The following is a 24712-nucleotide window of genomic DNA, read 5'->3' on the forward strand; positions in this document are numbered from 1 at the left end:
AGGCTTTCAGGTCAAAGGGCATCAGGAATGGCTGGGCGTGGCGTCGACCTCCGACACCGGCATGGCCCCAGGCTTTGGCGTGGTGCGCACGGTGAAGACCAGAATCGCGGCGATGATCGAGGTCGCGGTCAAACCGTACAGACCGCCCTGAATCGAGCCGGTCTGCTGTTCGAGAATGCCGAAGGTGGTCGGCGCGACGAAGCCGCCGAGGTTGCCCACCGAGTTGATCAGGGCGATCACCCCTGCTGCGATGCGCGCATCCAGATAGCCTTGGGGAATCGGCCAGAACAGCGATGAAGCCGATTTGAAACCCATCGCTGCGAAACAGATGGCGACGAACGCGAACACCGGGCCACCGGTGGTGGACATGAACATTCCCGCGGCGGCGATCAACAGCGCCGCAGCCACCCAGGCTTGCTGATGCTTCCACTTGGCCGACAGCGCGGCGAAGCCGTACATGCAGACAATGGCGATGAACCACGGGATCGAGTTGTACAGGCCGACCTGGAAGTCGCTCAGATCGCCCATCTTCTTGATGATGCTCGGCAGCCAGAAAGTCGCGGCGTAGATCGTCAGCTGGATGAAGAAGTACATCACGCAGAACAGGATGATCTGCGGGTCCTTGAGCAGCTTGCCAGTGGACAGTTTCACCGGGTTCGCCGCTTCACGGGCGCGCTGTTCGGCGTCGATGGTGTTGACCAGCGCGTCCTTCTCGGCCGCAGTCAGCCACTTGGCGTCATGGGGTTTGGAGTCCAGCCAGAACCAGACGAAGAAGCACAGGCCCACCGAGAGCATGCCTTCGATGAGGTACATCCACTGCCAGCCGTGCAACCCCAGCCCTTCGATTTGCAGGAGCATGCCGGAGAGGGGGCCGCAGATCAGCGAAGCAAAGGCCGAACCGCTGAGAAAGATGGCAATGGCCTTGCCGCGTTCGACCCCTGGCAACCAGCGGGTGAAGTAATAGATCACGCCCGGAAAGAAACCGGCTTCGGCCACACCCAGCAAAAAACGCAGGATATAGAAGTGGGTTTCGGTCTGGATGAACGCCATGCCAGCCGCCACCAAGCCCCAGGTCAGCATGATCCGGGTCAGCCAGATGCGCGCGCCGACTTTCTGCAGGAGGATGTTGGAGGGTACTTCGAACAGCGCATAAGCAATGAAGAACAGGCCAGCGCCAAAGCCGTAGGCGGCAGCGCCGATGCCCAGGTCATGTTCCATGTGACTCCGTACGAAGCCGATGTTGACCCGGTCGATGTAGTTGACGATGAACATGACGACGAATAGCGGCAGGATATGACGTTTGACTTTGGAAACCGCCGACTGCAAGACGGAGTCGGTCGCGTCATCCACTCGTGAAGAGGGTGTGTTCACTCTGATTAACTCCCACTGATTATTTTTATGCGGGTTGTCGCTTATCCATGTAACAAGGTGTGTGCGCCTTGTTGTTAGTCATCATACAAGTAAGGAGGATCTCCGCAAGCGGTTTTACAGGGGTTGTGGGAATTATTTCAGCGCAGTACTCTAGCTTGTCTGACAAGTTGGATGAGTGCTGCCGAGACCTGCGTATTCTGGCTTTACGCGGGTTTCGGGCAGGCACCAAGGCCGGTTTAATTCAGCCAGGCGAGCTTGTCCTGCATTGTCTCTGCAAAAAAATACAAGTGTGGCTGGGTCAAGGTCCGGTCATTTCAACGCAACTGTTCGGACAACCCGCCCATGCAAACGCCTACTCCTACGATCCCCAAGCGCCGACAGCACAACCTGGCGACCGATCTGGTCACCGACCTGAGCCAACGGATTCTCATGGGGTCCATCGCGCCCGGTGAGAAGCTGCCTTCGGAAAGCGAAATCGTCCGTCAACACGGGGTAAGCCGCACGGTGGTGCGTGAGGCGATTTCCAAGTTGCAGGCGTCCGGGCTGGTGGAGACCCATCAGGGCAAGGGCACATTCGTGTTGCAACGCTCGGAACACAGCGGCCTGCACCTGAATGTCGAGACAGCCTTCAGCGTGCGCCACATCATCGAACTGCGCATGGGCCTCGAAATCCAGGCCGTGGCCCTGGCGGCACAGCGACGCACCCCGGCGCAACTGGCGGCGATGCGTGTCGCGCTTGATGATTACCAAGACCTGCTGGCCAAGGAAGACAGCTGCGTAGAGGCCGACCGGCGCTTCCATCTGCTGATCGCCGAGGCGACCGGCAATCCGTATTTTTTCGAGATTCTGCACAACCTGGGCAACGCAGTGATTCCCCGAAGCCGCATCGCTTCGGCTGAAAGGGCGGGTGCGAGCCTGACCCATCACGCCTATCTGGCGAATCTGGAGCACGAAGCGATTCTCGCCGCGATCCGACGCCAGGACCCGGACGCGGCGAGGGCGGCGATGTGGACGCATTTGAGCAACAGTCGCGAGCGGCTGGCGCCCGTGGAGTGAGCGTGTCTTCGCAGGTCACTGCGGCGTGCGCAAAACCCCCACCATCACCCCCATCTGCCAATCGAAATACGGATTGAACGTCAGCCGCGCGAACACCTTGCCTGGCTCGCGGTGCCCCCAGTCCGAATACCACACCGGCTCGCCACTCAGGCACTTGTGCATGTCTTCCGCTGTTTGGCCGTTCCAGCAAATGCGCTGGTTGCCGTCCCTGCCATACAGGCGGTTATTGGGCGAGAACATCAGGCCCATGTGGGAGAACTGGGCGATGCGGTATTCCGGCAGGTAGTCGTTGCGCACCAGCACCCGCGACGTCTTGGCGGCCGGCGCCGGTTCGTCGCCGTACCAGATCAGGCGGCTGTCCGGATGGCTGAAACGTGTATTGAAATTTTCCAATACATAGGCGGTATCGAGCACCGAGTCATGCTGGGTGATGGCGACGAATACCGGCTTGCCATAGGGCCGGTCGTTGATATGGCTCTGCGCCGACAGCGCGCTGCGATAGAACTGGGCAAAGCCGTTGGTGGGCACATTGAGATAGCGCACCGGCGTCTGCATCGGACGCACGCCATCCTCGGGTTTGGCCAGCCACGGTCGAAACCAGCCGATGTACTGTGTCACCCAAGCGTAGGTGTTGGACGGACGAAAGGCTGGAGAAAACAGCACCAATCCGGCGATTTCTGGATGTTCATAGGCGTAGTCCAGTACCAGATTGGCTCCGGTCGAGAAGCCGACCAGATACACCGTCGGCACCTCGCGTTGCAACACCCGGGTCTGCTCGCGCACCACTTGTTGCCACTGTTTGAGCGTGACAGCGAGCATGTCCGCGGGCTTGCTGCCATGGCCGGGCAGCAGCACCGTGCGCACCAGAAACCCCTCATCCGCCAGCTTCTGCCCGACATCGTTGAACGACCACGGCGAATCCTCTAGCCCGTGCACCAGCAAAATCCCGCGCTTGGGTACGCCAGCGGGACGCCACTCATGGGGCGCATTCCACTCAAGCTCGGCGGCGTGGTCATCGGTCTGAAAGGCGCGGTTCTGCTGCATCCAGGCAAGGGTCTGCTGGCGATACTCGGCAAAACTCGTCTGCCCCAGCGGCACATCACTGGAGGCGCAGGCTTGCACGTCAGGAAGGGCAGGAGCAGGGCGAGGCGGTGTAGGGGCAAGTGCGCTTTCTCTCGGCATTCTTCAGGGGACGCAGGGCACTGTGCCATGCCGCTGGCGCCTTGGGTATCCGTGTCTGCCGATTGTCATGCAGGAACTGGCGGCGAAAATCAGGCAGACTCCCACCACCCATAAAAACAATTCGTGATGTGTATGAACCTTCAACCGCTTCGCTCACCGGACATGCCCCATGTTTGCCCTTGATCACGCGCTGGCCCAAGACATCGTCGATCGGGCGATGGCGATTCTGCCGTGCAACGTCAATGTGATGGATTACCTGGGCATCATCATTGGCAGCGGCGAGGCAGAGCGTCTCTATACCCGGCATGAGGGGGCGCAACTGGTGCTGGCCAACAGTCGCGTCGTGGAGATCGATTCGCATACCGCCAAGCAGCTCGATGGCGTGCGACCTGGGGTGAATCTGCCGTTGATGCTGGATCGCAAACTGGTCGGGGTCCTGGGCATCACGGGCGAGCCGGATCAGGTCAGGGTGTATGCGGAGCTGGTGAAGATGACCGCCGAAATGCTGATGGAGCATCGCAGGCAGCAGGCCGACCAGCAGTGGCGGCATCAGCGCAGTGAGGATCTGCTGTCGCGTCTGTTGCTGGGTGACAGCGTCGGGCATTTGCTCGATGAGGCCGAGCAGCTGGGGTTGCAGCCGCAGTTGCCGCGGCAGGCGGTGTTGATCGAGCTTCCAGCCGACGCTGATTACGCCGGGCACATTGCCGCGTGGCTCAACGGACGCTATGCCAATAGCTGGTGCGTGTCGTGCGAGCCGAGTCTGGTCTACTGGTGCCGCGCCGCTGGCAAGGAGCGCGACGATGCCTTGCTGCTGGAGCAGTTCGATGAGCAAGGCTGGCCGGCGTCGCGCATGGCGACGGTCGAGCCTTCCTCGGACCTGGCCTCGTTGCGCGAGGCCTGCTCAGCAGCGCGGGATCTGCTCGATTACGCTCGCCACATCCAGCCGCAACAGCGTTTGCTGCGCCTGGCGAGTCATCGTCTGGAGGTGCTGTTCTGGCGCAATCGCCACGACTGGCTGGCCGAGGGCGTGGCCGAACCGGTGATGCGCCTGCAGGGTAACGGCCAGCTGCTTGACACCCTGCGCGCGTGGTTCGACTACAGCGGTGAAAGCCAGGCCTGCGCCGATGCCCTCGGGATACATCGCAACAGCTTGCGTTATCGGCTGGAGAAGATTGCCGAGGTCAGCGGCTGTGATCCGTATCGGACTGATGATCTGCTGAAGTTGTATCTGGGGATGCAGATGGTGCCGCGATCTCAGTAAGGCCTGGAGCTATCCCGGAGGGTGATGACAACGACGCCGAAAGTCGCAGTCCGGCCTACTTACGGTAGCAGGCCGAACTGCGACTTTCGGCGTCGTTCCCAAGCGACACAACACGCTACAAATCCATCGGCTCAACCACCTTGACCCGCCCGCGCAGCCGTTTGGCGCGGTACAGCGCCTTGTCCACCGAGCGCAGCAGGGCTTCGAAATCCTCCCGGCTATTCATGGCCGAGGTTTGCGCCAGCCCTGCACTGAAATCGATTAGAAACGGCAGATTTGATTCTCCAGCCGCATGAACCAGGGCATCGCGCAGGTATTTGAGGAAGGCCTGGGCCTGGTGCACATCGGTGCCGGGGAACACCAGCAGAAATTCCTCGCCGCCCCAGCGCACGAACACCTCCTCCTTGCGCATGAGCCGGGTCACGGTACTGGCGAAGGACAGGCACGGTTGCAGCAGCGCTGTCACCAGGCATCGCCAGAGTTCTCAAGAAAGTAGTGGCTATATAGCGTCATATTCGCCAGAGCCTGTGGCTGGTCATCGGTGACGCTTAAGACGGTATAGAAAACAACCGGCCGATCGTCGACGTTCCGGCATTTTTTGTTCGGATGACCAATGCTGGCGTCTGCAGCATTGTGCGAAGGTCAGGCGGAAAATCCCGGCAGTCGTGAGAAGATCGCGACCATCGACAAGGAGAACAACATGAAAATCGTCATCGCCCCGGATTCGTTCAAGGACAGCCTCAGCGCGCAAGGTGTGGCCCAGGCGGTCGCCAGCGGCCTGCGCGAGGTCTGGCCCGACGCGCAGTTGGTCGAATGCCCGATGGCCGACGGCGGCGAGGGTACCATCGAAGCAGTGCTGGCGGCGTGTGGCGGGCAGTGGATGACCACCGATGTCAGCGGCCCGCTGGGGCAGCCGATCCAGGCGCAATGGGGCTGGCTGGCCGACACCCGCACCGCGATCATCGAAATGGCCATGGCCAGCGGGTTGCAGATGCTGACCCTGGCCCAGCGCGACGCCACCGTCACCACTACATACGGCACCGGCCAGTTGATCGCCGCTGCCCTGGATGCCGGCGCGCAACGAGTGATCCTCGCCATCGGTGGCAGCGCCACCAATGATGCCGGCACCGGGATGCTCACGGCGTTGGGCGCGCGTTTTCTCGATGCTGACGATCAACCCCTGCCCCCCGGCGGCCTGGCCTTGCGCAAGCTGGCGCGCATCGAACTGGGATCACTGGACCCGCGCTTGAAGGATGTGCAGTTCGAAGTCGCGGCAGATGTCAATAATCCGCTGTGCGGGCCCAACGGGGCTTCGCATATCTTCGGCCCGCAAAAGGGCGCGTCTGCCGAGCAAGTGCTGGCGCTGGATGCAGCATTGGGGCATTTCGCCGAGCAGTCTGCCCAGGTACTGGGCAAGGATGAAAGTGAACATCCAGGCAGTGGCGCAGCAGGTGGCATGGGTTTCGCTGCCAAGGCCTACCTCAATGCATCGTTTCGTCCTGGCGTCGATGTCGTCGGGGACCTGACCGGGCTGGCTGAAGCACTGGAGCACGCCGACCTGGTGATCACCGGGGAAGGGCGGTTCGATGCCCAGACGTTGCGCGGCAAGACGCCCTTTGGCGTGGCGAAGCTCGCTCAGCGCCGGCACGTGCCGGTCATCGTGCTGGCCGGGACCCTGGGTGACGGCTATGCCGATCTCTACGCGCATGGCATCAGCGCTGCATTCGCCTTGACCAGCGGGCCGATGACCCTGGAGCAGGCCTGTGACAATGCCGCGACCTTGCTGCACGATCGGGCACGGGATCTGGCGCGGGTGTGGCAACTGGCGGCGCGATAGGAAGGGTTTGGGCCGGCGCTCAGGCTGTCTTGAGCTGCAGTGCCGGAATCGGCTTGCGCATCAACGTACCCACCAGCAGCGCTGCGAACAGACCAACCAGACCCGCTACCCACAGCACCGACGCGAATCCTGTCACGAACGCCTGCTGCGCCAGCGGCTCGACCACGACTCGAGCGCTGGCGTCCAGCGATTGCAGGGCAGCGCTCATGTCACCGGCCACCACTCGCGAGGCGATGTATTGCGCCTGATCGAGCCACTCCGGGGCGACGCTTCGCAGGTTCAGGTCCAGCGCGTTCAATGTGTGACTGGCGAGCAGCGCGCCGTAAACCCCGACCGCGAGCATGATCGCGCTGAAGCGCATGGTGGTGCTCATCCCCGACGCCATGCCGGTGCGTTCACGAGGCACGCAGGCCATGATGTTCTTTTGCGTATCGCCGTTGAGCAGCCCGGCACCGGCGCCCGTGATCGCCATGGCCAGGGCAAAGGTCGGATAGCCGCCCATGGACGTCGCCCAGGCACACAGCAGATTACCCAAGCTCACCAGCGTCAGCCCCAGCGCCATCATCGCGGCTGGCGACAGCCTGCGCGACAGCCGCGGCCCGAGACGCGGACACAGCAGCATGGTGATGGCGAACGGCAGCATACCCAGCCCCGAGCCGATCGCGGTGAAGCCCAGACCGTTCTGTAGATAGAACGGCAACAGCGTCATCATCACCTGAGCGCAACCGGCATAGGCGAATATCCCCAGCAGCGCACCGATGAAGCGAGCGTGTTTGAACAGGCGCATATCCACCATCGGCCGACGCTGCAACCGCTCGGCGACCACGAACAGCCCCAGCAGCAACCCACCGCCCGTTAGTCTGGCGAAGGTCAACGGGTTGTCCCAGCCGATGCGGTTGGCTTCTATCAGGCCCCATATCAGGCTCGACAGGCTGGCGCTGAAAAACAGGCTGCCCAGCGGATCCAGACGCGCCGACTGTTCATTGCGCGATTCGCTGATGTGGCGCGTGACCATCGCCAGCAGCATCAGGCCCACCGGCAGATTGAGGTAAAAAATCCAGCGCCAGCCGACCAGTTCGGCGATCAGGCCGCCAACGGTGGGTGCGGCGGTCATGGCCACCCCCATGCAAGCGCCCCAGAAGGCCCAGGCCTTGGCCCGCTCCGCTTCGTCGTGGAAGACATGGCCTATGGTCGCCAGCGCGGAGGTCAGCAGCAGCGCCGCCCCTACGCCTTTGATGGCCCGGGCGACATCAAGAAACATAATGTCGGATGCCGCGCCACAGCCCAGCGACGCGAGAATGAACAGCGCCAGCCCCGTCAGCAGCATCTTCTTGCGCCCGAAACGATCCGCCAGGCTGCCCGCGGGCAACAGCAGCGCGGCGAACGCCAGCATGTAGGCGCTGACCACCCATTCGATGTCGGCGAACCCTGCACCCAGATCCCGGGCAATGCTCGGCAGGGTAACGGCGACAATGTTGGTGTCGAGCACGATCAGCGAGCACGCGCCGGAAGCGGTGAGCAAGGTCATGCGGGGGCTGGGGGACGGCATCGCGTGGGCTCCGGCGTGTTAGGTAACGGCTAACGCAAGGTTGTATCGCTACCAGGCTTTGTGAGGTGGGCGTCACGACAGTTCTATAGCAGTCCGGGCGCGCCGGTAGTGGTGTTCCCCGGGGCGCTGCCGCCGCGAGCCGGACTGCTGCAGACATTTCGACAAGGCGCAGCATATCGCCGCATGGCTTATGCTTCGTTACCTGCCCAACGCAACTTCATTACCTATCAGGTAACGCACCATGGAAATTCGTCACTTTCGCTATTTTCTCGCTGTCGCCAGGCACCGGCACTTCACCCGCGCCGCCGAGCAACTGGGCATCGCACCGCCGACCCTGACGCGGCAGATTCAGGATCTCGAAAGCGCGCTGGGCACGCGGTTGTTCGTGCGGGAACAGCGGGAAGTTCGCCTGACCGACGCCGGCCGTGCCTTGCAGATCGAAGCGGAACTGGCAGTACGTCAATTTGAAACCGCACAGTACAACGTGCAGCGCGCCGGACGGGGCGAGGCAGGGAAGATCGAGTTGGGATACGTGGCGTCGGCGGTGTTTTCCGGCGTGTTGCAGCGTCAGGTCGGTGAATTCCGCCAGCGCCATCCCGATGTCGATTTCACCATCACCGAATACCTGATGCCGGCGTTGCCGCGCATGATCGAAGAGGGGCGTCTGGACGTAGGCTTCATTCGCTCACCGATGAACCTGCCGGAGTCGGTCAGCGCCGTGAAGCTGTTGACCGAAGGCTTTGCCCTGGCGCTGCCGGACAGCTCCTGGCTGTGTAAGCTCAAAGCTATCAATGCCGTGCACCTGCAAAACGAGACCTTCATCCTGCCCGAGCAGATTTCCGGCACCCTCGAAGTCGCCGCCCGAGGCGGATTTGCCCCAACCCTCGGGCCGCAGCCCGGCGGTCTGGTCTCGGTCATTGCGCTGGTGAGCCTGGGGCAGGGCGTTGCAGTGGTGCCGGAGTCAGTGGTCGAGCATATCAAGCTGCCCAACGTGCTTTACCGACGCATCGACGATTGCCAGCCCACCTCGTACCTGTCGCTGGTCCACCGCCGCTACGAGAAGGCTCCGGCAGTCACGCGCTTCCTTGAGCACGTGAGAGCATCGCGGGAAACATGATCAGTCCTTGGCAGCCTCTTCGGCTTCCTCGTCCGTGCGATCGGACGCGAACAGTTCAGCCAGCTCGGTTCGGGCTTCCAGTGCGCTTTGCATCACTTTCGCGGCGTCGTCGTAGATCAGGTGCTGGCGATTGAGCACCTGTTCATCGTGGCGCTTGAAGCGATCGATCCGCGCCGCCGCCTGCGCTTCGCTCAAGCCCAGGCCGATCAGCGTGCGTCGGGTCATCTCCAGACTGGAATAGAACGTTTCCCGCACGGCCTGCGCGTCCAGGTCCATCAGGCGATGCACATGTTGCCGGTTACGTGCGCGAGCGATGATCTTCAGGTGCGGGTACAGCTTGCGCACCAGTTCCGCGGTCTTGATGTTGGTGTCCGGGTCATCGGTGGCAATCACGAAGTATTCAGCCTGATCGACCTTGGCGGCACGCAGGATCTCCGGACGCAACGGGTCGCCATAGAACACCGGCACGTTGCCAAAGCTGCGGGTGAATTCGATGGTCTCGACCGACGTGTCCAGGGCGATGAACGGGATGTTTTGTGCGCGCAGGATACGCGCCACGATCTGCCCCATGCGGCCCATTCCGGCGATGACCACGCGCGGGTTGTCGGAGTCGATGTCCTTGTATTCGGCGGGCACTTCTCGGGTCACCGGCTTGGACTTGAGCCAGCGCGACATCAGCAGCAGCAGCAGCAGCGGGGTCAGGGCCATCGACAGGGTGATGGTCAGCACCAGCGTGTCATACAGGCTGGCATCGAACAGGCCCTGATCGCGGCCGATCTTGAACACCACGAAGGCGAACTCACCTCCCGCGGCCAGCACCAGACCCAGGCGCAACGCGCTCTGTTTGCCAAGACCGCCAGCCAGGCGCCCGACGAAGAACAGCAGCGGCAACTTCAAGCCGATCAGCAGCAGCGTCAGGGCCAATATCGTGATCGGCGAGCTGAACAGCAGGCCGATATTGGCGCCCATGCCGACGCTGATGAAAAACAGGCCCAGCAGCAGCCCCTTGAACGGCTCGATCTGCGCTTCCAGTTCGTGGCGATATTCCGAGTCCGCGAGCAGCAGGCCGGCGAGAAACGCCCCCAACGCCATCGACACGCCCACCAGATCCATCAGCCACGCGGTGCCGATCACGACCAACAACGCGGTGGCGGTGGAAACCTCCTGCAGCTTGGTCTTGGCGACGACACGAAACACCGGGCGCAGCAGATAGCGACCGCCGACGACCACTACAGCGATCCCGCCCAGCACCTGCAGACCATGGCGCAGTGAGTCGCTGGACGAGGCGTCATGAGTGCCGCCGGCGAGCATTGGAACCAACGCGATCAGCGGAATCGCCGCAATGTCTTGAAACAGAAGAATGGCGAATGCCAGACGACCGTGTGGCGCGTTGAGCTCTTTGCGCTCGGCCAGGCTTTGCAGACCGAACGCCGTGGACGACAGCGCCAGCCCCAGGCCGAGCACCACCGCGCTGTTCAGCGGCTGACCGAAGCCGAGCAGGGCGACCGTGCCAATCACAAGCCCGGTGAGCAGGACTTGGGCCAGGCCGACACCGAACACCGATTTGCGCATGACCCACAGGCGTTTGGGAGACAGCTCAAGGCCGATGATGAACAGCAGCAGGACCACGCCCAGCTCGGAAATGTGCGCCACGCTCTGTGGGTTGCCGATCAGGCCCAGGCCGGAAGGGCCAATGATCACGCCCGCGATCAGATAACCGATCACCGCACCCAGTTGCAGGCGCTTGGCCAGGGGAACGGTCAGAACGGCGGCGAGCAGAAACACGACTGCGGCCTGCAACAGGCTGCCTTCATGGGGCATTGGGGACTCCTTTCAGCGACAGGGAAATTTCGTACACGAAATGTAAAGTGCGCGTATTAAACCACGGCAAAGTGACAGGGTTCAGCGACCGAGGCGCTTCGTCGCAGGCCGGCGGGGCCGTTCGGGGTGCGATGGCGGCCAGGACGGCGTAAGATGTCGGTCGCGTTTGCGCCGCGCAAATGATCTGCCCCGTTTTCAGGAACCCCGCAATGACCAACAAACAGCGTCTGATTTATTCGATCATCATCGCCCTGAGCGTGCTGGCCATCATGCTCGGCCTGTCGCACTTGCAGAACATTGGCGTACTCGACGAGAAGACTTTCCAGTACGTGGCCATCTTCGTGGCCGTGGTAGTGGTGGTGCTGAACGGCGTGCTGCGGCGCAAGGTCAAGCGCTGATCGTTGGGCATGCACCCTTAGCAGTCCGGCTTGCTGGCGGTAGCGATCCTTATGACGCTACTCTCGGCAAACCGCATTGCCACAGCAGGCAAGCTATCGGCGGGACGTCGTTACAAAACTTCGGCTGAACTATTTTTTCCCTCGTGAACTCCAAAAAATCGCAAGTCATAAAGCCCGCATAGGGAAATGGAGTTTGAAAATGATCAAGACACTTACCGCTGCCGTTCTCGCCACCGCCGCTCTGGCTGCCGCCCCGTTCGCTCTGGCGGACAAGCCCGGGGCAGGCTGGATCACCATCGAGAAGGCGATCGAAAAAGCGAAGTCGGCCGGTTACACCCAGATTTACAAGATCGAGGCCGATGACAACGGTTACTGGGAAGGCGAGGGCCGCAAGGCTGACAGCCTGACCTACGAATTCCGCATCGACGGCACCTCCGGCAACATCCTTCGCGATCAGAAAGACTGATCCGAAAGGGCGCAGCACTCGTAGTTGCCCCTCCATGGGAGCGCCACTTGGCGGCTCCCATTTCTTTATCCTCGCTTTACTCATCTCGACGAATCCGACAACCTTGCCTTCCTTTTTTATGTCAGCGGGAAGCGACACATGAGCGTGCGGATCGAATTCAAGCACAACCCCAGCGAAGACGAACGTCTGCAGATCCTCGCGCCGTTGCGGGCTTATAACGCAGCCAAGGCGGGCGACGGTCTGTCTGAAAAGTTCGCGTTCTTCGTCCGCGATGAAGCCACCGATGCTGTGCTTGGCGGGCTGCACGGGCGCATCCTCTATCGCTGGCTGTTCATCGAACTGCTGGTGGTGCCGGAGCAGGCTCGCGGGCAGCGAATGGGCGGCCAGTTGATGGAGATGGCCGAGGATTTCGCCCGGGAAAGAAGCTGCGTCGGGATTTGGCTCGACACCTTTGATTTCCAGGCCCCGGACTTCTATCGCAAGCACGGTTATCAGGCGTTCGGCCATCTGGAAGACTATCCGTCAGGTCATAAGCGCCTCTTCTTCCAGAAACGTCTGGACTGACTGCATCGGCGGCCTCGTTTTTGCCGAGGCGGCGATGAATTAGCCGAAGCGTGCCGGGCTGTAGGGCGCCGGGTCGGTAAAGGTTGGCGCGCGGGTCATCATTTCCGCCAACAAACGCCCCGTCACAGGCCCCAGCGTCAGGCCATGGTGGGCATGGCCAAAGTTGAACCACAGCCCCTCGTGATTGCCAGCCGGGCCAATGACCGGGCGCATGTCCGGCAGACATGGCCTGCGCCCCAGCCACGGCTCTACGTCCAGGCGTTCACCCAGCGGATATAGCTTGCGAGCGATGGTTTCACAGCGGCGTAGCTGGATTTCGTTGGGTGGCGCGTCACTGGCGGCGAACTCGACGCCGGTGGTCAGGCGGATGCCCCGTGCCATGGGCGCCAGGACGAACCCCGCTTGTGCGTCGATCACCGAATGCTGCAGCTGCGCGCCCGACTGCGAGGCGTAATGCATGTGGTAGCCGCGCTTGATCGCCAGCGGAATGCGGTAGCCCAGCTTCGCGAAGACATCACCGGACTGAGGCCCCATGGCGATCACCACCTGCTCCGAACGGACAGATTCCTCCTTGCTCTGCACCTCCCAGTGTCCGCTCTGTTGACGTAAGGTGCAGGCGTCGCCCTTGAGCAGCAGGCCGCCCCGTTGCACGAACAAGGCCGCATAGCCGCGCACCAGTGCACCGGGATCGGTCACACTTTTCGGATCGAGCCAATGGATGCCGCCGATCACACCACTGAGATCGGGCTCACGTTCGCGCAGTTGGTCTGCATCCAGAATCTGGTAATGCAAGCCGCATTGGTCATAGGTTCTGGCATCGGCGACGGCCAGATCGAATTCCTGCTGATCACGATAAAACTCGATCCAGCCTTTGGCGCGGATCAACCCGGTCATGCCCGAGGCCTCGGCCAGCAGGTCATGCTCGGTGACGCAACGTTCGATCAAAGGCTGCATGGCACGGCTGGCGCGGGCCAGGTTCTGCGGCGAGGACTGACGCCAGTATTCCAGGAGCCATGGCGCCAGTTGGGGGAGAAACGTCGGGCTGAAACGCATCGACGACTGTCGATTGAGGCTGTAGCGCAATAACCGTCGCCACTCGCGAGGGAAGGCGTAGGGGATGATGCTGGAGCGCTCGATCAGCCCGGCGTTGCCATGGCTTGTGCCACGGCCGGGTTCGTCGCGATCGAGCAGGACGACGCTATGGCCTGCGGCTTGCAAGTGCAGTGCGGAACAAACGCCGACGATTCCGGCGCCGAGGACGAGGGTCTGGCATTCCATGGGTCGATCCTTAATCGGCTGTAAGCGAAGGCTAAGCGAGAAGCAGACGCGCAGTTTACCCGTTTGCCGGCGCACAGTACCCTCAGGTTTTGCTCAGGTTCTGTTCGGCTTCCACTTCCAATAATCACATCGGAGCTTCAGATGTCTTCACCCCGTGACCCTGTCGATACCCAAGCGATTTCATTCAGCGATCTGACCGAACTGCTGCGCCAGATATTCCTGCGCCACGGCACGTCGGCAGAGGTTGCGGCAGTGCTGGCGCAAAACTGCGCCAGCGCCGAGCGCGACGGCTCGCACAGTCACGGCATCTTTCGCATCAACGGTTACCTGTCGTCGCTGGCTGCGGGCTGGGTGGATGGTCAGGCAGTGCCGAAGGTCGAGGATGTGGGGGCAGGCTTCGTGCGAGTGGACGCCGGTGGCGGTTTTGCCCAACCTGCGATGCAGGCGGCCAAAGCGCTGCTGATCGACAAAGTGCGTACGGCGGGCATTGCGATCCTGGCGATTCGCAACTCTCACCATTTCGCAGCGCTTTGGCCAGATGTCGAGCCGTTCGCTCAGCAAGGGCTGGTGGCGCTGAGCGTGGTCAACAGCATGACGTGCGTTGTTCCTCACGATGCGCAGAACCCCCTGTTCGGGACCAACCCGATCGCCTTTGCAGCGCCACGGACCGGCGGCCAGCCGATCGTCTTCGATATGGCGACCAGCGCCATTGCCCATGGCGATGTGCAGATTGCCGCCAGGGAAGGGCGGATGTTACCCCCCGGCATGGGCGTAGACCGCGCCGGGCAGCCGACTGAAGATCCAAAGGCGATTCTTGAAGGTGGGGCGCTTCTGCCGTTCGGTGGTTATAAAGGCTCGGCACTCTCGATGATGGTCGAGTTGCTTTCGGCGGCCATCACGGGGGGCAACTTCTCGTTCGAGTTCGACATGTCCAGCAAACCCGGGGCGCAGACGCCGTGGACCGGTCAGACCATCATCGTCATCGATCCCGACAAGGGCAGCGGACAGGCTTTCGCTCAGCGCAGCGAAGAGTTGGTCAGGCAGATGCATGGCGTCGGTCAGCAGCGCATGCCGGGGGATCGTCGTTATCAGCAGCGGGAAAAGTCCTTGCGCGAAGGAATTGTGCTCTCGAGGGAAAATCTGTTGCGGCTTCAAGGGCTTGCCAGCGTTTAGCAATACATTTCGATGACGCCGGTCGTTGTGCGCAGCGACCGCTCGTCGAATCAAGCCTTGCGTTTGGCGGCTCTTGAAAATACTGTATGTTTAAACAGTATTCAGTGAAGAGGGATCGACCATGCAAACCAATCAAGCCGAAACCACCCTGGCTTTCACCGCACCAACTGCCGAGACATCGTTCAGCAGCGTCTGGGGCAATGAAATGCAACGCGAGGACTTCCTTGCACTGGCGGCAGGCGTTCGTCAGTTCAGCATCGGTCTTGAAGGCGTCGCCTTCGTGGCGGGCTCACGACCTTGTGCTGTCGAGCAGGGACAGTTTGCTGCTGATTAATCCGCAGGCACGCATCGTGCTGGCGTTAGTGACGCAAGGGCAAGGACTCAGCGGTCGTAAGTCACTGGCACCGTGACGGGAACAACCTCATTGTTCGCGATGTTGTCAGCTTCGGGCTGGCGCCTCTTGCCCGCCCTGATCAGGCTGACCGCGATCAGCGTTCCTACCAGCGACAGGGCACACCAGCCCAGCAAAAATGTAATCACGTCTGGTTCTCCGAACTGCAAAAATCGGGTTGCCATGCAAAATGACAAGCTGTCCATCCGAGTTATCGGCCGGGTTCTACGATTCCTTAGGCCGAAAAAGCGCGCAGCTTGAACAAATGTCGGGCGGTTCGCAACTCCCTTCGACTGACGGGGTCTTGCATTAAACATAGTCAATCTCGAGGCTCGCGTTTATGAAAGATCTTGGTTCACGCCTGAAGGAAGAACGCAAAAGCCTGGGCCTCTCGCAACAGGAGTTCGGTGCGATCGGCGGGGTTGAAGCCAATGCCCAAGGCAAATATGAAAGCGGAGAGCGCATTCCTCGTTCGGACTATCTCGCAGCGTTGGGCAAAAAGGGTGTGGACATCCTTTACGTGCTGTCTGGCAAGCGAACGCCGATGGCCGCCGAATCTCTCAATGATGCGGAGCGGGCAATCATTACCCATTACCGTGCCCTGAGCGAAGACGATCGAGAGGCAATTTCGCAGTTGGCTACTTCATTGTCGGAGTGTGCGATGGACGCAGCGGCCCAGGCCCCGGCGTGAGAACCGATCCCTCCCAGTAAACATGATGCCTTGCGAATGAATATATGAAACGTATATGCTTTGTATATTCAAAGCGAGGTAAGTCATGGGATTGGTCAAGATTTCCGAACAGATGCACGCCAACATTCGCGCCGCCAGCGCCGCGTTGAGTCGATCCATCAATGCCCAGGCTGAGCACTGGATGCGAGTCGGTATGCTCGCCGAGCTTAACCCCGGCCTGAATTACGCTGATATCTGCCAACTGCTGATTCGCGCCGAAGCCGGCGGTGATGCGCTGTTGGGTGAGCAGTCCGACCAACCTGCCAGTCATGAGCCTCACGTCAAGGCGGTGTCGAAATGAGCGTCAGTATCAAGAGCGAAGCCGATCTGGTTGGATTGCGCGTGGCCGGGCGCCTGGCAGCAGATGTTCTGGCGATGATCGCGCAGCACGTCAAGCCAGGCGTTAGTACCGAGGCGCTGGATGACATCTGCAATGACTACATCGTCAATGAACTGAAGGTCATCCCGGCCAACGTCGGTTATCACGGCTTCACCAAGACCACCTGCATTTCGCCCAACACCGTGGTCTGCCACGGCATCCCGTCTCCGGATGACATTCTCAAAGAGGGCGATATCGTCAACATCGATGTCGCGGTCATCAAGGATGGCTGGTATGGGGATACCAGCCGCATGTATTACGTCGGTGAGGTCAGTCCTCTGGCGCGGCGTCTGGTTGAAACCACTTACGAAGCGACACTGGCCGGGATTCGTGTGGTACGTCCGGGCGCAACGCTTGGCGATATCGGTAACGCGATCCAGACGGTGGCTCATCGTGAAGGTTTCAGTGTTGTGCGTGAGTACTGTGGTCATGGCATTGGCCGTAAATATCACGAAGAGCCACAGGTGTTGCATTACGGGGCGGCGGGGAAGGGGTTGAAGCTCAGGGCGGGGATGGTGTTTACCATCGAGCCGATGATCAACGCCGGCAAGCCTGGCACACACGTGCTGGATGACGGGTGGACGGTGTTGACGCGGGATCAGTCGCTGTCGGCGCAGTGGGAGCACATGGTGGCAGTCACGGATGATGGGTTCGAGTTGTTGACACCGTGGCCGGACGGTACCGGTGATTATCCGAAGCTGTGAAGAGGTCACGGCTGGACTAATAAAGTCACAATTGTTCAAGTGACGAAAAGCTGACTTAACTTGTAGGCTTCTTCTCGTTCCCCTGTAGTGCTGCTGCTTGACCGGCTCATGGATGATCAGGCATGCAGCACTTGGGGAGAACACCGGAATTATTTACGGCGCGCTACTCATTGCGCGCCGCTTTCGTTTGACCCGCACTCAATTCGCTGCCAGATCAGAGCTGCTTGGCCGCCACGACGCCTGCTGAACTCAGCTTCACAGGATACTTAAGCGACCGCTCGCCTTTGGCCGGGTTGTCCACGCATCCGTCATGAATGAGCCCGGCCTTTTGCAAATGCTCGAGGGTATCGGCCACCGCGTGCTCCCCTCGATAATTATCCAGGACCTCTTTACCCAGACCGGCCGGATGAGCGTGCAATAGCCGTGTCAGGACTTCGTTTTTAAGCGCGTTATCGATAGTCATATTTACTCCGCTTTGCTGGTTCATGAGCGCTGCTTGTAAATACCGACCACTCGATCTTCGGTTTGTTTGGAGATTTATCGCCTCAGGTGCGTTTCCACTGAACCTGAGTCACGCCCAGCCCCTCGGCATAAAGCATGGCCAGACGCACAGGACCTGCCGCGACACTCCCATCCAGATTCCCCACGCCAGCGTGCAATGTCGCAAAATGCAGCGCCTCGCTTTCACACAGATGATTTGCATGGTGGCAAAAGTGCCGGGGTTCGCCTCGGAAACGGTAATGAATTTCAAAATCCCTGGAATCATTCATCGTCATTGGCCTGCTGGCGTGATGCACGCCGGTCTGAAATTTGAGTACTTCCTTATGTACCTGACAGAGTGACCGCCCGATGCATCGGCGGTGCTGTCACTTCATTTCGAGATCGATACAGGCTGGTCAGTCCTTGCTGGCCCTGGATCGTAATGCGGGTTCTCTGCCTGAGATGATGGGTAGCCGGCGGTGATCGCTATGGGCTACCGACAGCCAGAGAATTGCACTGTTTTATGGCCTTTTGAAGCCTCTGCCGATAAGCGGCCATGTGCCACATCTGTTTAGAGGGTTCTCCTCCTGCGAAGCGGTGTACTGGGCTTGACTGCCCGTCTTTTGGAAGGATGACGCAATATCTTAAATCCCTTGGATGCCCCCTCTGCGACTCAAGCGCGTCAGGCAGAAAAAAGGCAATTTGATGGCCCGCAAAGGTAATAATTTCTGAAAAAATCCTTTTCTTTCAAATAATTCCGGGACAGGCGTATGCGAAATATGGGTTTGGGCGTGGCGGCGGTTGTTTTGATGGTGACGGCAATCCCTGCGCAGGCCCGAAACATCAGCAAAAACGATCTGCAAGTCTGCAAGTGGGGAGCAGCAATGGCAGCTAATGCCCAGCAATCCAAGCTTTCGGGGACGACGTTGTACAGCGCACGCCAAAAACTGCAGGCACGAAAATTTTCTCAGCCGTGGATGCGCAAGATGGCCATCGGGATCACTGATCAGACCTACAAGAGCCCGTCGCGTCTGAAGCCGGCCGCGATAAAGCAGACTTATTACGACGGCTGCATCCAACACGACCTGGCGCGTAATAAGTAGAAGGGCCTCCGGGAATACGCCTGGCGTTCAGGCGCATTCCGAGGATATTTTCGCATACCTCAGCGGCAGTTTCCTGCCAAGTGATAGTGCTGTGCTTCGGCCGCCGCAGCGGTATCGAATTCGACTCGATTCTTTTCCGCAACTGCGTTGTACGACGGGCAGCCCGGGCGATGGTAGACCATGGTTTTTTTATTGCCACGAATCGCTACGGTCAGGTTATCTGCCTTCGCCGAAGGCGCCGTCGCTGGCTTCATCGGATTGGGCTGGATAGTTTTTGCGGGAACCGTCGTCGCAACAGAACCGCCAGCACCAAAGCTGGCACTGAGAAAGATCGGCGCATGGTCCGACACGCTGTCACGACCTTGCGCGTGGGTTACGCCCAGGTATTTTGGATAGTTGAATACCTGGACGTTATTGACCTTTATCGTCGAGTTCTTGCTGACGAAGATGTTGTCGTAGAGGTTGGCAAACTTGCCATCGGTGCTCGACAGCGTGCTGGCTCCGTTGAGCACTAACGGCTTGGCGCTGGCGTCCAGATTGCCCCAGGCCGGCGAATTCGGCGGTGTATTGAAGTCGCCCATCAGCATGATCTGATTATTGCCCGGGTATGTGTCTTTCAGCCACGTCCAGTAACTGGACAGCGCTGTGATTTCCGAAGCGCGGTCCGCGTGACTTTTGCCGTACAGGATGTGCACCGTGGCAACGACAAAAGTGCTGCCATTCCTGAGTGACTTGAAGCGGGCAGAGTACGGTTCGCGTTCGAAAGTGTCGCCGCGATCCAGATAAGTGACGGCGCCGTCTTCGTAGGCCACGACATCATCACGCCAAACGAAACCGTACATTTCCTTGTAGGACGACCGACCTACAGCATGGGACGCCATTGCGCTCCAGTGTTTGCCGGTCTGCCGAGTCAGCTCCTTGGCCAGCGCTTGCAGGGCGTCTTCGTTCATGAGTTCTTGCACGGCGAGAAAGTCGACCTTCTGCGCGACTTTGGCAATGCCCTGAAAATCCTTGTTCGGTCGCACGCTCAGGTGCTCCAGATTCCAGGTACCGATATTGACGTCAGCGGATGCGTGTTGCAGGAAAGACAGAGCCAACAGGCATGAAACGAAAAATCTAAGCATTGAATTCCAACTACGGGCTGATTGAAGCGAAGCGAGATTGCAATGTGTCTCGCCGGTGTGGCAGGTTTCATGGCCCGGTGACAGCCGGGCGCAGAAACCAGGTGAGGGATAATCAGTCTTCTTTGGGGACAGTCCAGAAAATCTGTACCCCGCCATCGTCGCGCCACGCCAGGGTCACGTTGTCGTTCTCGGCGATTTCCTCGAGCAACTGACTCCAGTCATCCTCCAGCTCATCCACGAGGCGGAAAATCAGCGCAGAGCGGGATTTTTGCGCGGTCGGAGAGTTAATGACTTTTTGAATGCGCGTGGCCAGGTGTTCATACGAAGCGGGGGCTGTAGCGGCGTTGGTAGGCACGAAAGTGATCCCTTGTTTTTGCTGTATGTGCATACAGTATTTGAGTGTGGGATGTTTCGCAATACTGGGAAGGGCGGATCTACGGCGGGGCTCAAGTCGTTGACTGTTCCGACTCGTCTTGGCGCAACGAACCAAAATGAATTACGTCGATCTGATTCAACTGTTGGCGAATCAGTTCGCGACGATCGAAAAAATAGAGGAATAGCCATGAATATCAGAGGGTTGGGGCTCGGCGTCACTTTGGCGTGTTGCGTAATGCTGGCCGGATGCTCGACAGCGACGGTGGTTACCCTGCAAAACGGTACGCAATACCTCACCAAGGATGCGCCAAAAACCAAAAGCAAGGATGGATTTTATGAGTTCGAGGACATTTCGGGTAAAACCATAAGGGTGCGCGCTGACGAAGTTGCGACGGTTAAGAAGGAGGATTGAAGAGGGACCTCTACGACCGGGTTCATCATTCTTACTCTACAGCCTGTCGTTTTAGCTTCACCGCCTGACTACGCGTGATGTCATACAGCTGGCATCTTAGCGCAGCCCGGCGGTGACATTGCATTGAAGACAGATTTAAGTGCCTGCTGGCGCACATCTCGGCGCTCAGGCCTGGAGAAGATCGGCAGTTCCGATCAGTCAATTGGCTGTAGGGCAATTCTGAAGCAGTCAGTTACGCATTCAGGGTTGTTGACAAAAGTCTCTGCGATTCTCATAGTTTCGCTCACGCAAACGTTTGCGATTCGCCTGGTTAATCGCCTAAGGTCGCAAACGGTGCCGATAAAATAATCATAATGTCGGAGTGATTACATGAAGCTGCCATTCGCTGCACGCTTTCTTGCTGTTGCCATGCTCACCGCCAGTGCGGTAACGCTGCCTCTTTCTTCTGCCTACGCTGACGACGCGAAAAAACCTACCGTCGCTTTGGTGATGAAGTCCCTGGCCAACGAATTCTTCCTGACCATGGAAGACGGCGCCAAGCAATACCAGAAAGAACATTCCACTGACTTCGATTTGATCTCCAACGGTATCAAGAACGAGTCCGATACTGCCGCGCAGATCGATATCGTCAACCAGATGATCGTGAAAAAGGTCGATGCGCTGGTCATCGCACCTGCCGACTCGAAAGCGTTGGCCTCGGTGATCAAGAAGGCCATGGATGCCGGTATCAAGGTCGTGAACATCGACAACCAGCTTGATGCCGACGTGCTCAAGAGCAAGGGCATGGAAGTGCCTTTCGTAGGTCCGAACAATCGCAAGGGCGCCAAGCTGGTGGGTGATTATCTGGCCAAGCAACTGACTGCCGGTGATCAGGTCGGGATTATCGAAGGAGTGCCAACCACCACCAACGCACAGCAACGCACGGCCGGCTTCAAGGATGCGATGGACGCTGCACAGATGAAGATTGTCTCCACCCAATCGGGTAACTGGGAAATCGACAAGGGCAACGCTGTTGCGTCGGCCATGCTCAACGAGTACCCGAACCTGAAAGCGCTGCTGGCCGGTAACGACAGCATGGCACTGGGCGCGGTCTCGGCCGTACGCGCCGCAGGCAAGGCGGGCAAGGTGCAAGTCGTGGGTTATGACAACATCAACGCCATCAAGCCGATGCTCAAGGATGGTCGCGTCCTGGCGACCGCTGACCAGTTCGCTGCCCGTCAGGCCGTGTTCGGCATCGATACCGCGCTGAAGATGATCAAAGGCGAGAAGCTCGACATCAAGGATGGCGTGATCGAGACCCCGGTCGAGCTGATCACCAAGCCGCAATAAGCCTGACCCTTCAAACACCCGTAAATACCGCCGGCCCGCATTCCGGGCTGGCGTGTGGAGAGCGTTATGTCAGCGTCTGCTCAGGCCGCTGTTCTATCTGTCAGTGGTATCGGCAAAACCTACGCCCAACCTGTTCTCGGTGACATTGATCTGACGCTGATGCGCGGTGAAGTGTTGGCGCTGACCGGAGAGAACGGCGCAGGTAAAAGTACCCTGTCAAAAATCATCGGCGGACTGGTGACACCCACCACCGGCCAGATGCAGTTTCAAGGGCAGTCTTACACTCCAGCGAGTCGAACCCAGGCTGAAAAGCTTGGCGTGCGCATGGTCATGCAAGAACTCAATCTGCTGCCGACCCTGTCGGTCGCCGAAAACCTGTTCCTCGACAACTTGCCCAGCCGGGCCGGTTTCATCACTCGCAAGAAGCTGCGCGAAGATTCCATCAAGGCCATGGCTCAGGTAGGGCTGGAAGCCATTGACCCCGACACCCTTGTCGGTGAGCTGGGTATAGGCCACCAGCAAATGGTCGAGATCGCCCGCAACCTGATCGGCGATTGCCACGTGCTGATTCTCGATGAGCCGACGGCCATGCTGACGGCTCGTGAAGTGGAGATGCTGTTCGAGCAGATTACCCGTCTGCAGGATCGTGGCGTATCCATCATTTATATCTCCCATCGTCTGGAAGAACTGGCCCGCGTCGCGCAACGCATTGCCGTGCTGCGTGATGGCAAGCTGGTGTGTGTCGATGCGATGGCCAATTACAACAGCGAGCAACTGGTGACCCTGATGGTGGGTCGCGAGCTGGGGGAGCACATTGATCTTGGCGAGCGCCGGATTGGTGACGTCGCGTTGTCGGTGAAAGGGTTGAGTCGCTCCGACAAGGTCCGTGAGGTGTCCTTTGACGTACGTGCCGGCGAGATCTTCGGCATTTCCGGTCTGATCGGCGCCGGTCGCACTGAATTGCTGCGCCTGATCTACGGTGCCGACGCTGCCGACCACGGTACGATTTCGGTCGGCCAGCCGTTACAGAGGGTTCGCATCGGCTCGCCGGTGGATGCAGTCGGTCACGGTATCGCCCTGATCACCGAAGATCGCAAGGGCGAGGGCCTCCTGCTGTCGCAGTCGATCAGCGCCAACATTGCTCTCGGCAATATGGAAGCGATCTCCAATGCTGGCGTGGTCAATGGCACTGCCGAAATGTCGCTGGCCAGGCGTCAGGTGGATGCCATGCGGATTCGCAGTTCCAGCCCGACGCAATTGGTGTCTGAGCTGTCTGGCGGCAACCAGCAGAAGGTCGTCATCGGGCGCTGGCTGGAGCGCGGCTGTCAGGTGATGCTGTTCGACGAACCAACCCGTGGCATCGACGTCGGCGCCAAATTCGATATCTATGCGCTACTGGGCGAATTGACCCGCCAGGGCCGGGCGCTGGTGGTGGTGTCCAGTGATCTGCGCGAACTGATGCTGATCTGTGATCGCATTGGCGTGCTCTCTGCCGGGCGCCTGATCGACACCTTCGAACGTGACAGCTGGACGCAGGACGAATTGCTTGCCGCCGCCTTCGCGGGCTATCAAAAACGTGATGCGCTGCTCTCCGAAGCGGCGCCCAGGAACGACTGATGAAAACCTCGACTACTCCTGTCGCGCTGCCGTCCCCTGGCAAGCGCAGCGGCAATTACTTCGGCCTCGGGACCTACCTGGGCCTGGCAGGCGCCTTACTGGCGATGATCGTGCTGTTTTCGCTGCTCAGCGATCACTTCCTGTCCTATGAAACCTTCAGCACCCTGGCCAACCAGATCCCGGACCTGATGGTGCTGGCGGTGGGCATGACCTTCATTCTGATCATCGGCGGCATCGATCTGTCGGTGGGTTCGGTACTGGCGCTGGCGGCTTCTGCGGTCAGTGTCGCCATGCTCGGTTGGGGCTGGGGCGTGCTGCCCTCGGCGTTGCTGGGCATGGCCTGTGCCACCGCTGCAGGCACATTGACCGGTTCGATCACGGTGGCCTGGCGCATTCCTTCATTCATCGTTTCGCTGGGTGTGCTGGAGATGGCGCGCGGCGTGGCCTATCAACTGACCGATTCGCGGACGGCATACATCGGCGATTCCTACGCCTGGCTGTCCAACCCGTTTGCCTTTGGCATCTCGCCTTCGTTCGTCATTGCGCTGATCGTGATCTTCGCCGCACAAGCAGTGCTCACCCGTACCGTGTTTGGCCGTTACCTGATCGGCATCGGCACTAATGAAGAGGCCGTGCGTCTGGCCGGGGTCAATCCGAAGCCCTACAAGATCCTGGTGTTTTCTCTGATGGGGTTGCTGGCAGGCGTTGCTGCGCTGTTCCAGATTTCGCGCCTCGAAGCGGCAGACCCTAACGCAGGCTCGGGCCTTGAACTGCAGGTCATCGCAGCCGTCGTGATCGGCGGCACCAGCCTGATGGGCGGCCGTGGTTCGGTGATCAGTACCTTTTTCGGTGTCCTGATCATTTCCGTTCTGGCCGCCGGCCTTGCGCAGATTGGCGCTACGGAACCGACCAAACGCATCATCACTGGCGCGGTGATCGTCGTGGCGGTGGTGCTCGACACCTATCGCAGCAATCGCGCACGGCGGCGCGGCTAA

Annotated in this window: 28 protein-coding genes; 17 read left to right on the forward strand and 11 right to left on the reverse strand. The window is 59.8% G+C overall.

Annotated features, from left to right (window positions below):
* Positions 1 to 21: 21 nt before the first annotated feature.
* Positions 22 to 1350 (reverse strand): MFS transporter, encoded by a 1329-nt coding sequence (locus tag CE491_RS15195; RefSeq protein WP_199885127.1) that lies wholly within the window; start codon positions 1348 to 1350, stop codon positions 22 to 24.
* A gap of 363 nt (positions 1351 to 1713) precedes the next feature.
* Between CE491_RS15195 and CE491_RS15200 the strand changes: the two genes are divergently transcribed.
* A complete protein-coding gene (locus tag CE491_RS15200; protein ID WP_110949144.1) occupies positions 1714 to 2427 on the forward strand; it encodes a FadR/GntR family transcriptional regulator in 714 nt (237 codons plus the stop codon).
* Between the two features lie 15 nt (positions 2428 to 2442).
* Here CE491_RS15200 and CE491_RS15205 read toward each other — a convergent pair whose 3' ends face one another.
* Positions 2443 to 3609, reverse strand: a complete 1167-nt coding sequence (locus CE491_RS15205; protein WP_110949145.1) for an alpha/beta hydrolase — start codon at positions 3607 to 3609, stop codon at positions 2443 to 2445.
* A gap of 169 nt (positions 3610 to 3778) precedes the next feature.
* On the opposite strand from CE491_RS15205, the gene CE491_RS15210 reads away from it, so the two are divergent.
* A complete protein-coding gene (locus tag CE491_RS15210) occupies positions 3779 to 4870 on the forward strand; it encodes a sugar diacid recognition domain-containing protein (protein WP_110949146.1) in 1092 nt (363 codons plus the stop codon).
* Positions 4871 to 4985: 115 nt separating this feature from the next.
* Here the strand turns inward: CE491_RS15210 and CE491_RS15215 are convergent, their stop codons facing one another.
* Complete coding sequence (locus CE491_RS15215) at positions 4986 to 5336, reverse strand: GGDEF domain-containing protein (RefSeq protein WP_110949147.1); 351 nt, start codon at positions 5334 to 5336, stop codon at positions 4986 to 4988.
* 234 nt (positions 5337 to 5570) lie between these two features.
* Here CE491_RS15215 and CE491_RS15220 point away from each other — a divergent pair, with 234 nt between their 5' ends.
* A complete protein-coding gene (locus CE491_RS15220; RefSeq protein ID WP_110949213.1) occupies positions 5571 to 6707 on the forward strand; it encodes a glycerate kinase in 1137 nt (378 codons plus the stop codon).
* Positions 6708 to 6726: 19 nt separating this feature from the next.
* On the opposite strand, the gene CE491_RS15225 is transcribed toward CE491_RS15220, so the two are convergent.
* Positions 6727 to 8256, reverse strand: a complete 1530-nt coding sequence (locus CE491_RS15225; RefSeq protein WP_110949148.1) for an MFS transporter — start codon at positions 8254 to 8256, stop codon at positions 6727 to 6729.
* A 241-nt stretch (positions 8257 to 8497) separates the two neighbouring features.
* Here CE491_RS15225 and CE491_RS15230 point away from each other — a divergent pair, with 241 nt between their 5' ends.
* Positions 8498 to 9373, forward strand: a complete 876-nt coding sequence (locus CE491_RS15230) for a LysR family transcriptional regulator (protein WP_110949149.1) — start codon at positions 8498 to 8500, stop codon at positions 9371 to 9373.
* Here the strand turns inward: CE491_RS15230 and CE491_RS15235 are convergent, their stop codons facing one another.
* Positions 9374 to 11194: a monovalent cation:proton antiporter-2 (CPA2) family protein gene (locus CE491_RS15235; RefSeq protein ID WP_110949150.1), complete on the reverse strand. Its 1821-nt coding sequence runs from the start codon at positions 11192 to 11194 to the stop codon at positions 9374 to 9376.
* 209 nt (positions 11195 to 11403) lie between these two features.
* On the opposite strand from CE491_RS15235, the gene CE491_RS15240 reads away from it, so the two are divergent.
* From CE491_RS15240 to CE491_RS15250, 3 genes are all read left to right on the forward strand, one after another.
* On the forward strand, positions 11404 to 11592 hold the full coding sequence (locus tag CE491_RS15240; RefSeq protein ID WP_110949151.1) for a hypothetical protein: 189 nt from the start codon (positions 11404 to 11406) through the stop codon (positions 11590 to 11592).
* Positions 11593 to 11791: 199 nt separating this feature from the next.
* Entirely contained in the window at positions 11792 to 12058 is a 267-nt protein-coding gene (locus tag CE491_RS15245; protein ID WP_110949152.1) for a PepSY domain-containing protein, read from the forward strand.
* 138 nt (positions 12059 to 12196) lie between these two features.
* Complete coding sequence (locus CE491_RS15250) at positions 12197 to 12622, forward strand: GNAT family N-acetyltransferase (protein WP_110949153.1); 426 nt, start codon at positions 12197 to 12199, stop codon at positions 12620 to 12622.
* A gap of 39 nt (positions 12623 to 12661) precedes the next feature.
* Here the strand turns inward: CE491_RS15250 and CE491_RS15255 are convergent, their stop codons facing one another.
* On the reverse strand, positions 12662 to 13900 hold the full coding sequence (locus CE491_RS15255; RefSeq protein ID WP_110949154.1) for an NAD(P)/FAD-dependent oxidoreductase: 1239 nt from the start codon (positions 13898 to 13900) through the stop codon (positions 12662 to 12664).
* 141 nt (positions 13901 to 14041) lie between these two features.
* Between CE491_RS15255 and CE491_RS15260 the strand changes: the two genes are divergently transcribed.
* Together CE491_RS15260 and CE491_RS15265 are read left to right on the forward strand one after the other, a co-directional pair.
* On the forward strand, positions 14042 to 15073 hold the full coding sequence (locus tag CE491_RS15260) for an Ldh family oxidoreductase (RefSeq protein WP_110949155.1): 1032 nt from the start codon (positions 14042 to 14044) through the stop codon (positions 15071 to 15073).
* A 121-nt stretch (positions 15074 to 15194) separates the two neighbouring features.
* Entirely contained in the window at positions 15195 to 15407 is a 213-nt protein-coding gene (locus tag CE491_RS15265; protein WP_110949156.1) for a hypothetical protein, read from the forward strand.
* Positions 15408 to 15454: 47 nt separating this feature from the next.
* On the opposite strand, the gene CE491_RS15270 is transcribed toward CE491_RS15265, so the two are convergent.
* A complete protein-coding gene (locus tag CE491_RS15270; RefSeq protein ID WP_110949157.1) occupies positions 15455 to 15670 on the reverse strand; it encodes a hypothetical protein in 216 nt (71 codons plus the stop codon).
* Positions 15671 to 15804: 134 nt separating this feature from the next.
* Here CE491_RS15270 and CE491_RS15275 point away from each other — a divergent pair, with 134 nt between their 5' ends.
* The 3 genes from CE491_RS15275 (at position 15805) to map (ending at position 17277) form a co-directional block, all read left to right on the forward strand.
* Positions 15805 to 16155, forward strand: coding sequence for a helix-turn-helix domain-containing protein (locus CE491_RS15275; RefSeq protein ID WP_110949158.1), 351 nt, complete (start codon positions 15805 to 15807; stop codon positions 16153 to 16155).
* A gap of 85 nt (positions 16156 to 16240) precedes the next feature.
* Positions 16241 to 16495, forward strand: a complete 255-nt coding sequence (locus CE491_RS15280; RefSeq protein WP_110949159.1) for a ParD-like family protein — start codon at positions 16241 to 16243, stop codon at positions 16493 to 16495.
* A complete protein-coding gene (gene map, locus CE491_RS15285) occupies positions 16492 to 17277 on the forward strand; it encodes a type I methionyl aminopeptidase (RefSeq protein WP_110949160.1) in 786 nt (261 codons plus the stop codon). Before CE491_RS15280 ends, map begins: the two co-directional genes overlap by 4 nt.
* Before the next feature lie 214 nt (positions 17278 to 17491).
* Here the strand turns inward: map and CE491_RS15290 are convergent, their stop codons facing one another.
* Both CE491_RS15290 and CE491_RS15295 read right to left on the reverse strand, forming a co-directional pair.
* Positions 17492 to 17740, reverse strand: a complete 249-nt coding sequence (locus tag CE491_RS15290; protein ID WP_110949161.1) for a hypothetical protein — start codon at positions 17738 to 17740, stop codon at positions 17492 to 17494.
* An 82-nt stretch (positions 17741 to 17822) separates the two neighbouring features.
* A complete protein-coding gene (locus CE491_RS15295; protein ID WP_110949162.1) occupies positions 17823 to 18047 on the reverse strand; it encodes a DUF6555 family protein in 225 nt (74 codons plus the stop codon).
* 480 nt (positions 18048 to 18527) lie between these two features.
* Between CE491_RS15295 and CE491_RS15300 the strand changes: the two genes are divergently transcribed.
* Positions 18528 to 18860, forward strand: a complete 333-nt coding sequence (locus CE491_RS15300; protein ID WP_110949163.1) for a hypothetical protein — start codon at positions 18528 to 18530, stop codon at positions 18858 to 18860.
* Between the two features lie 59 nt (positions 18861 to 18919).
* On the opposite strand, the gene CE491_RS15305 is transcribed toward CE491_RS15300, so the two are convergent.
* Together CE491_RS15305 and CE491_RS15310 are read right to left on the reverse strand one after the other, a co-directional pair.
* Positions 18920 to 19984 (reverse strand): endonuclease/exonuclease/phosphatase family protein, encoded by a 1065-nt coding sequence (locus tag CE491_RS15305; RefSeq protein WP_110949164.1) that lies wholly within the window; start codon positions 19982 to 19984, stop codon positions 18920 to 18922.
* A 112-nt stretch (positions 19985 to 20096) separates the two neighbouring features.
* Positions 20097 to 20372 carry a DUF1654 domain-containing protein gene (locus CE491_RS15310; RefSeq protein WP_110949165.1) on the reverse strand — a complete coding sequence of 92 codons (276 nt, stop codon included), beginning with the start codon at positions 20370 to 20372 and terminating at the stop codon, positions 20097 to 20099.
* A 174-nt stretch (positions 20373 to 20546) separates the two neighbouring features.
* Here CE491_RS15310 and CE491_RS15315 point away from each other — a divergent pair, with 174 nt between their 5' ends.
* The 4 genes from CE491_RS15315 to CE491_RS15330 all read left to right on the forward strand — a co-directional run bounded on the left by CE491_RS15315 (position 20547) and on the right by CE491_RS15330 (position 24712).
* Positions 20547 to 20771 (forward strand): YgdI/YgdR family lipoprotein, encoded by a 225-nt coding sequence (locus tag CE491_RS15315; protein WP_110949166.1) that lies wholly within the window; start codon positions 20547 to 20549, stop codon positions 20769 to 20771.
* Between the two features lie 369 nt (positions 20772 to 21140).
* Entirely contained in the window at positions 21141 to 22100 is a 960-nt protein-coding gene (locus tag CE491_RS15320) for a sugar ABC transporter substrate-binding protein (protein ID WP_110949167.1), read from the forward strand.
* Between the two features lie 66 nt (positions 22101 to 22166).
* Positions 22167 to 23717, forward strand: coding sequence for a sugar ABC transporter ATP-binding protein (locus tag CE491_RS15325; protein ID WP_110949168.1), 1551 nt, complete (start codon positions 22167 to 22169; stop codon positions 23715 to 23717).
* Complete coding sequence (locus tag CE491_RS15330; RefSeq protein ID WP_110949169.1) at positions 23717 to 24712, forward strand: ABC transporter permease; 996 nt, start codon at positions 23717 to 23719, stop codon at positions 24710 to 24712. The genes CE491_RS15325 and CE491_RS15330 overlap by 1 nt, the downstream gene beginning before the upstream one ends.

Source organism: Pseudomonas bohemica (assembly GCF_002934685.1).
Taxonomy (GTDB): Bacteria; Pseudomonadota; Gammaproteobacteria; order Pseudomonadales; family Pseudomonadaceae; genus Aquipseudomonas; species Aquipseudomonas bohemica.

Coding starts and splice junctions, on each gene's coding strand:
- CE491_RS15200 (WP_110949144.1), top strand. CDS start 1,714: ATGCAAACGCCTACTCCTACGATCCCCAAGCGCCGACAGCACAACCTG.
- CE491_RS15250 (WP_110949153.1), top strand. CDS start 12,197: ATGAGCGTGCGGATCGAATTCAAGCACAACCCCAGCGAAGACGAACGT.
- map (WP_110949160.1), top strand. CDS start 16,492: ATGAGCGTCAGTATCAAGAGCGAAGCCGATCTGGTTGGATTGCGCGTG.
- CE491_RS15255 (WP_110949154.1), bottom strand. CDS start 13,900: ATGGAATGCCAGACCCTCGTCCTCGGCGCCGGAATCGTCGGCGTTTGT.
- CE491_RS15230 (WP_110949149.1), top strand. CDS start 8,498: ATGGAAATTCGTCACTTTCGCTATTTTCTCGCTGTCGCCAGGCACCGG.
- CE491_RS15245 (WP_110949152.1), top strand. CDS start 11,792: ATGATCAAGACACTTACCGCTGCCGTTCTCGCCACCGCCGCTCTGGCT.
- CE491_RS15290 (WP_110949161.1), bottom strand. CDS start 17,740: ATGACTATCGATAACGCGCTTAAAAACGAAGTCCTGACACGGCTATTG.
- CE491_RS15265 (WP_110949156.1), top strand. CDS start 15,195: ATGCAAACCAATCAAGCCGAAACCACCCTGGCTTTCACCGCACCAACT.
- CE491_RS15330 (WP_110949169.1), top strand. CDS start 23,717: ATGAAAACCTCGACTACTCCTGTCGCGCTGCCGTCCCCTGGCAAGCGC.
- CE491_RS15320 (WP_110949167.1), top strand. CDS start 21,141: ATGAAGCTGCCATTCGCTGCACGCTTTCTTGCTGTTGCCATGCTCACC.
- CE491_RS15300 (WP_110949163.1), top strand. CDS start 18,528: ATGCGAAATATGGGTTTGGGCGTGGCGGCGGTTGTTTTGATGGTGACG.
- CE491_RS15210 (WP_110949146.1), top strand. CDS start 3,779: ATGTTTGCCCTTGATCACGCGCTGGCCCAAGACATCGTCGATCGGGCG.
- CE491_RS15225 (WP_110949148.1), bottom strand. CDS start 8,256: ATGCCGTCCCCCAGCCCCCGCATGACCTTGCTCACCGCTTCCGGCGCG.
- CE491_RS15220 (WP_110949213.1), top strand. CDS start 5,571: ATGAAAATCGTCATCGCCCCGGATTCGTTCAAGGACAGCCTCAGCGCG.
- CE491_RS15205 (WP_110949145.1), bottom strand. CDS start 3,609: ATGCCGAGAGAAAGCGCACTTGCCCCTACACCGCCTCGCCCTGCTCCT.
- CE491_RS15260 (WP_110949155.1), top strand. CDS start 14,042: ATGTCTTCACCCCGTGACCCTGTCGATACCCAAGCGATTTCATTCAGC.
- CE491_RS15240 (WP_110949151.1), top strand. CDS start 11,404: ATGACCAACAAACAGCGTCTGATTTATTCGATCATCATCGCCCTGAGC.
- CE491_RS15270 (WP_110949157.1), bottom strand. CDS start 15,670: ATGGACAGCTTGTCATTTTGCATGGCAACCCGATTTTTGCAGTTCGGA.
- CE491_RS15325 (WP_110949168.1), top strand. CDS start 22,167: ATGTCAGCGTCTGCTCAGGCCGCTGTTCTATCTGTCAGTGGTATCGGC.
- CE491_RS15315 (WP_110949166.1), top strand. CDS start 20,547: ATGAATATCAGAGGGTTGGGGCTCGGCGTCACTTTGGCGTGTTGCGTA.
- CE491_RS15275 (WP_110949158.1), top strand. CDS start 15,805: ATGAAAGATCTTGGTTCACGCCTGAAGGAAGAACGCAAAAGCCTGGGC.
- CE491_RS15305 (WP_110949164.1), bottom strand. CDS start 19,984: ATGCTTAGATTTTTCGTTTCATGCCTGTTGGCTCTGTCTTTCCTGCAA.
- CE491_RS15235 (WP_110949150.1), bottom strand. CDS start 11,194: ATGCCCCATGAAGGCAGCCTGTTGCAGGCCGCAGTCGTGTTTCTGCTC.
- CE491_RS15295 (WP_110949162.1), bottom strand. CDS start 18,047: ATGAATGATTCCAGGGATTTTGAAATTCATTACCGTTTCCGAGGCGAA.
- CE491_RS15310 (WP_110949165.1), bottom strand. CDS start 20,372: ATGCACATACAGCAAAAACAAGGGATCACTTTCGTGCCTACCAACGCC.
- CE491_RS15280 (WP_110949159.1), top strand. CDS start 16,241: ATGGGATTGGTCAAGATTTCCGAACAGATGCACGCCAACATTCGCGCC.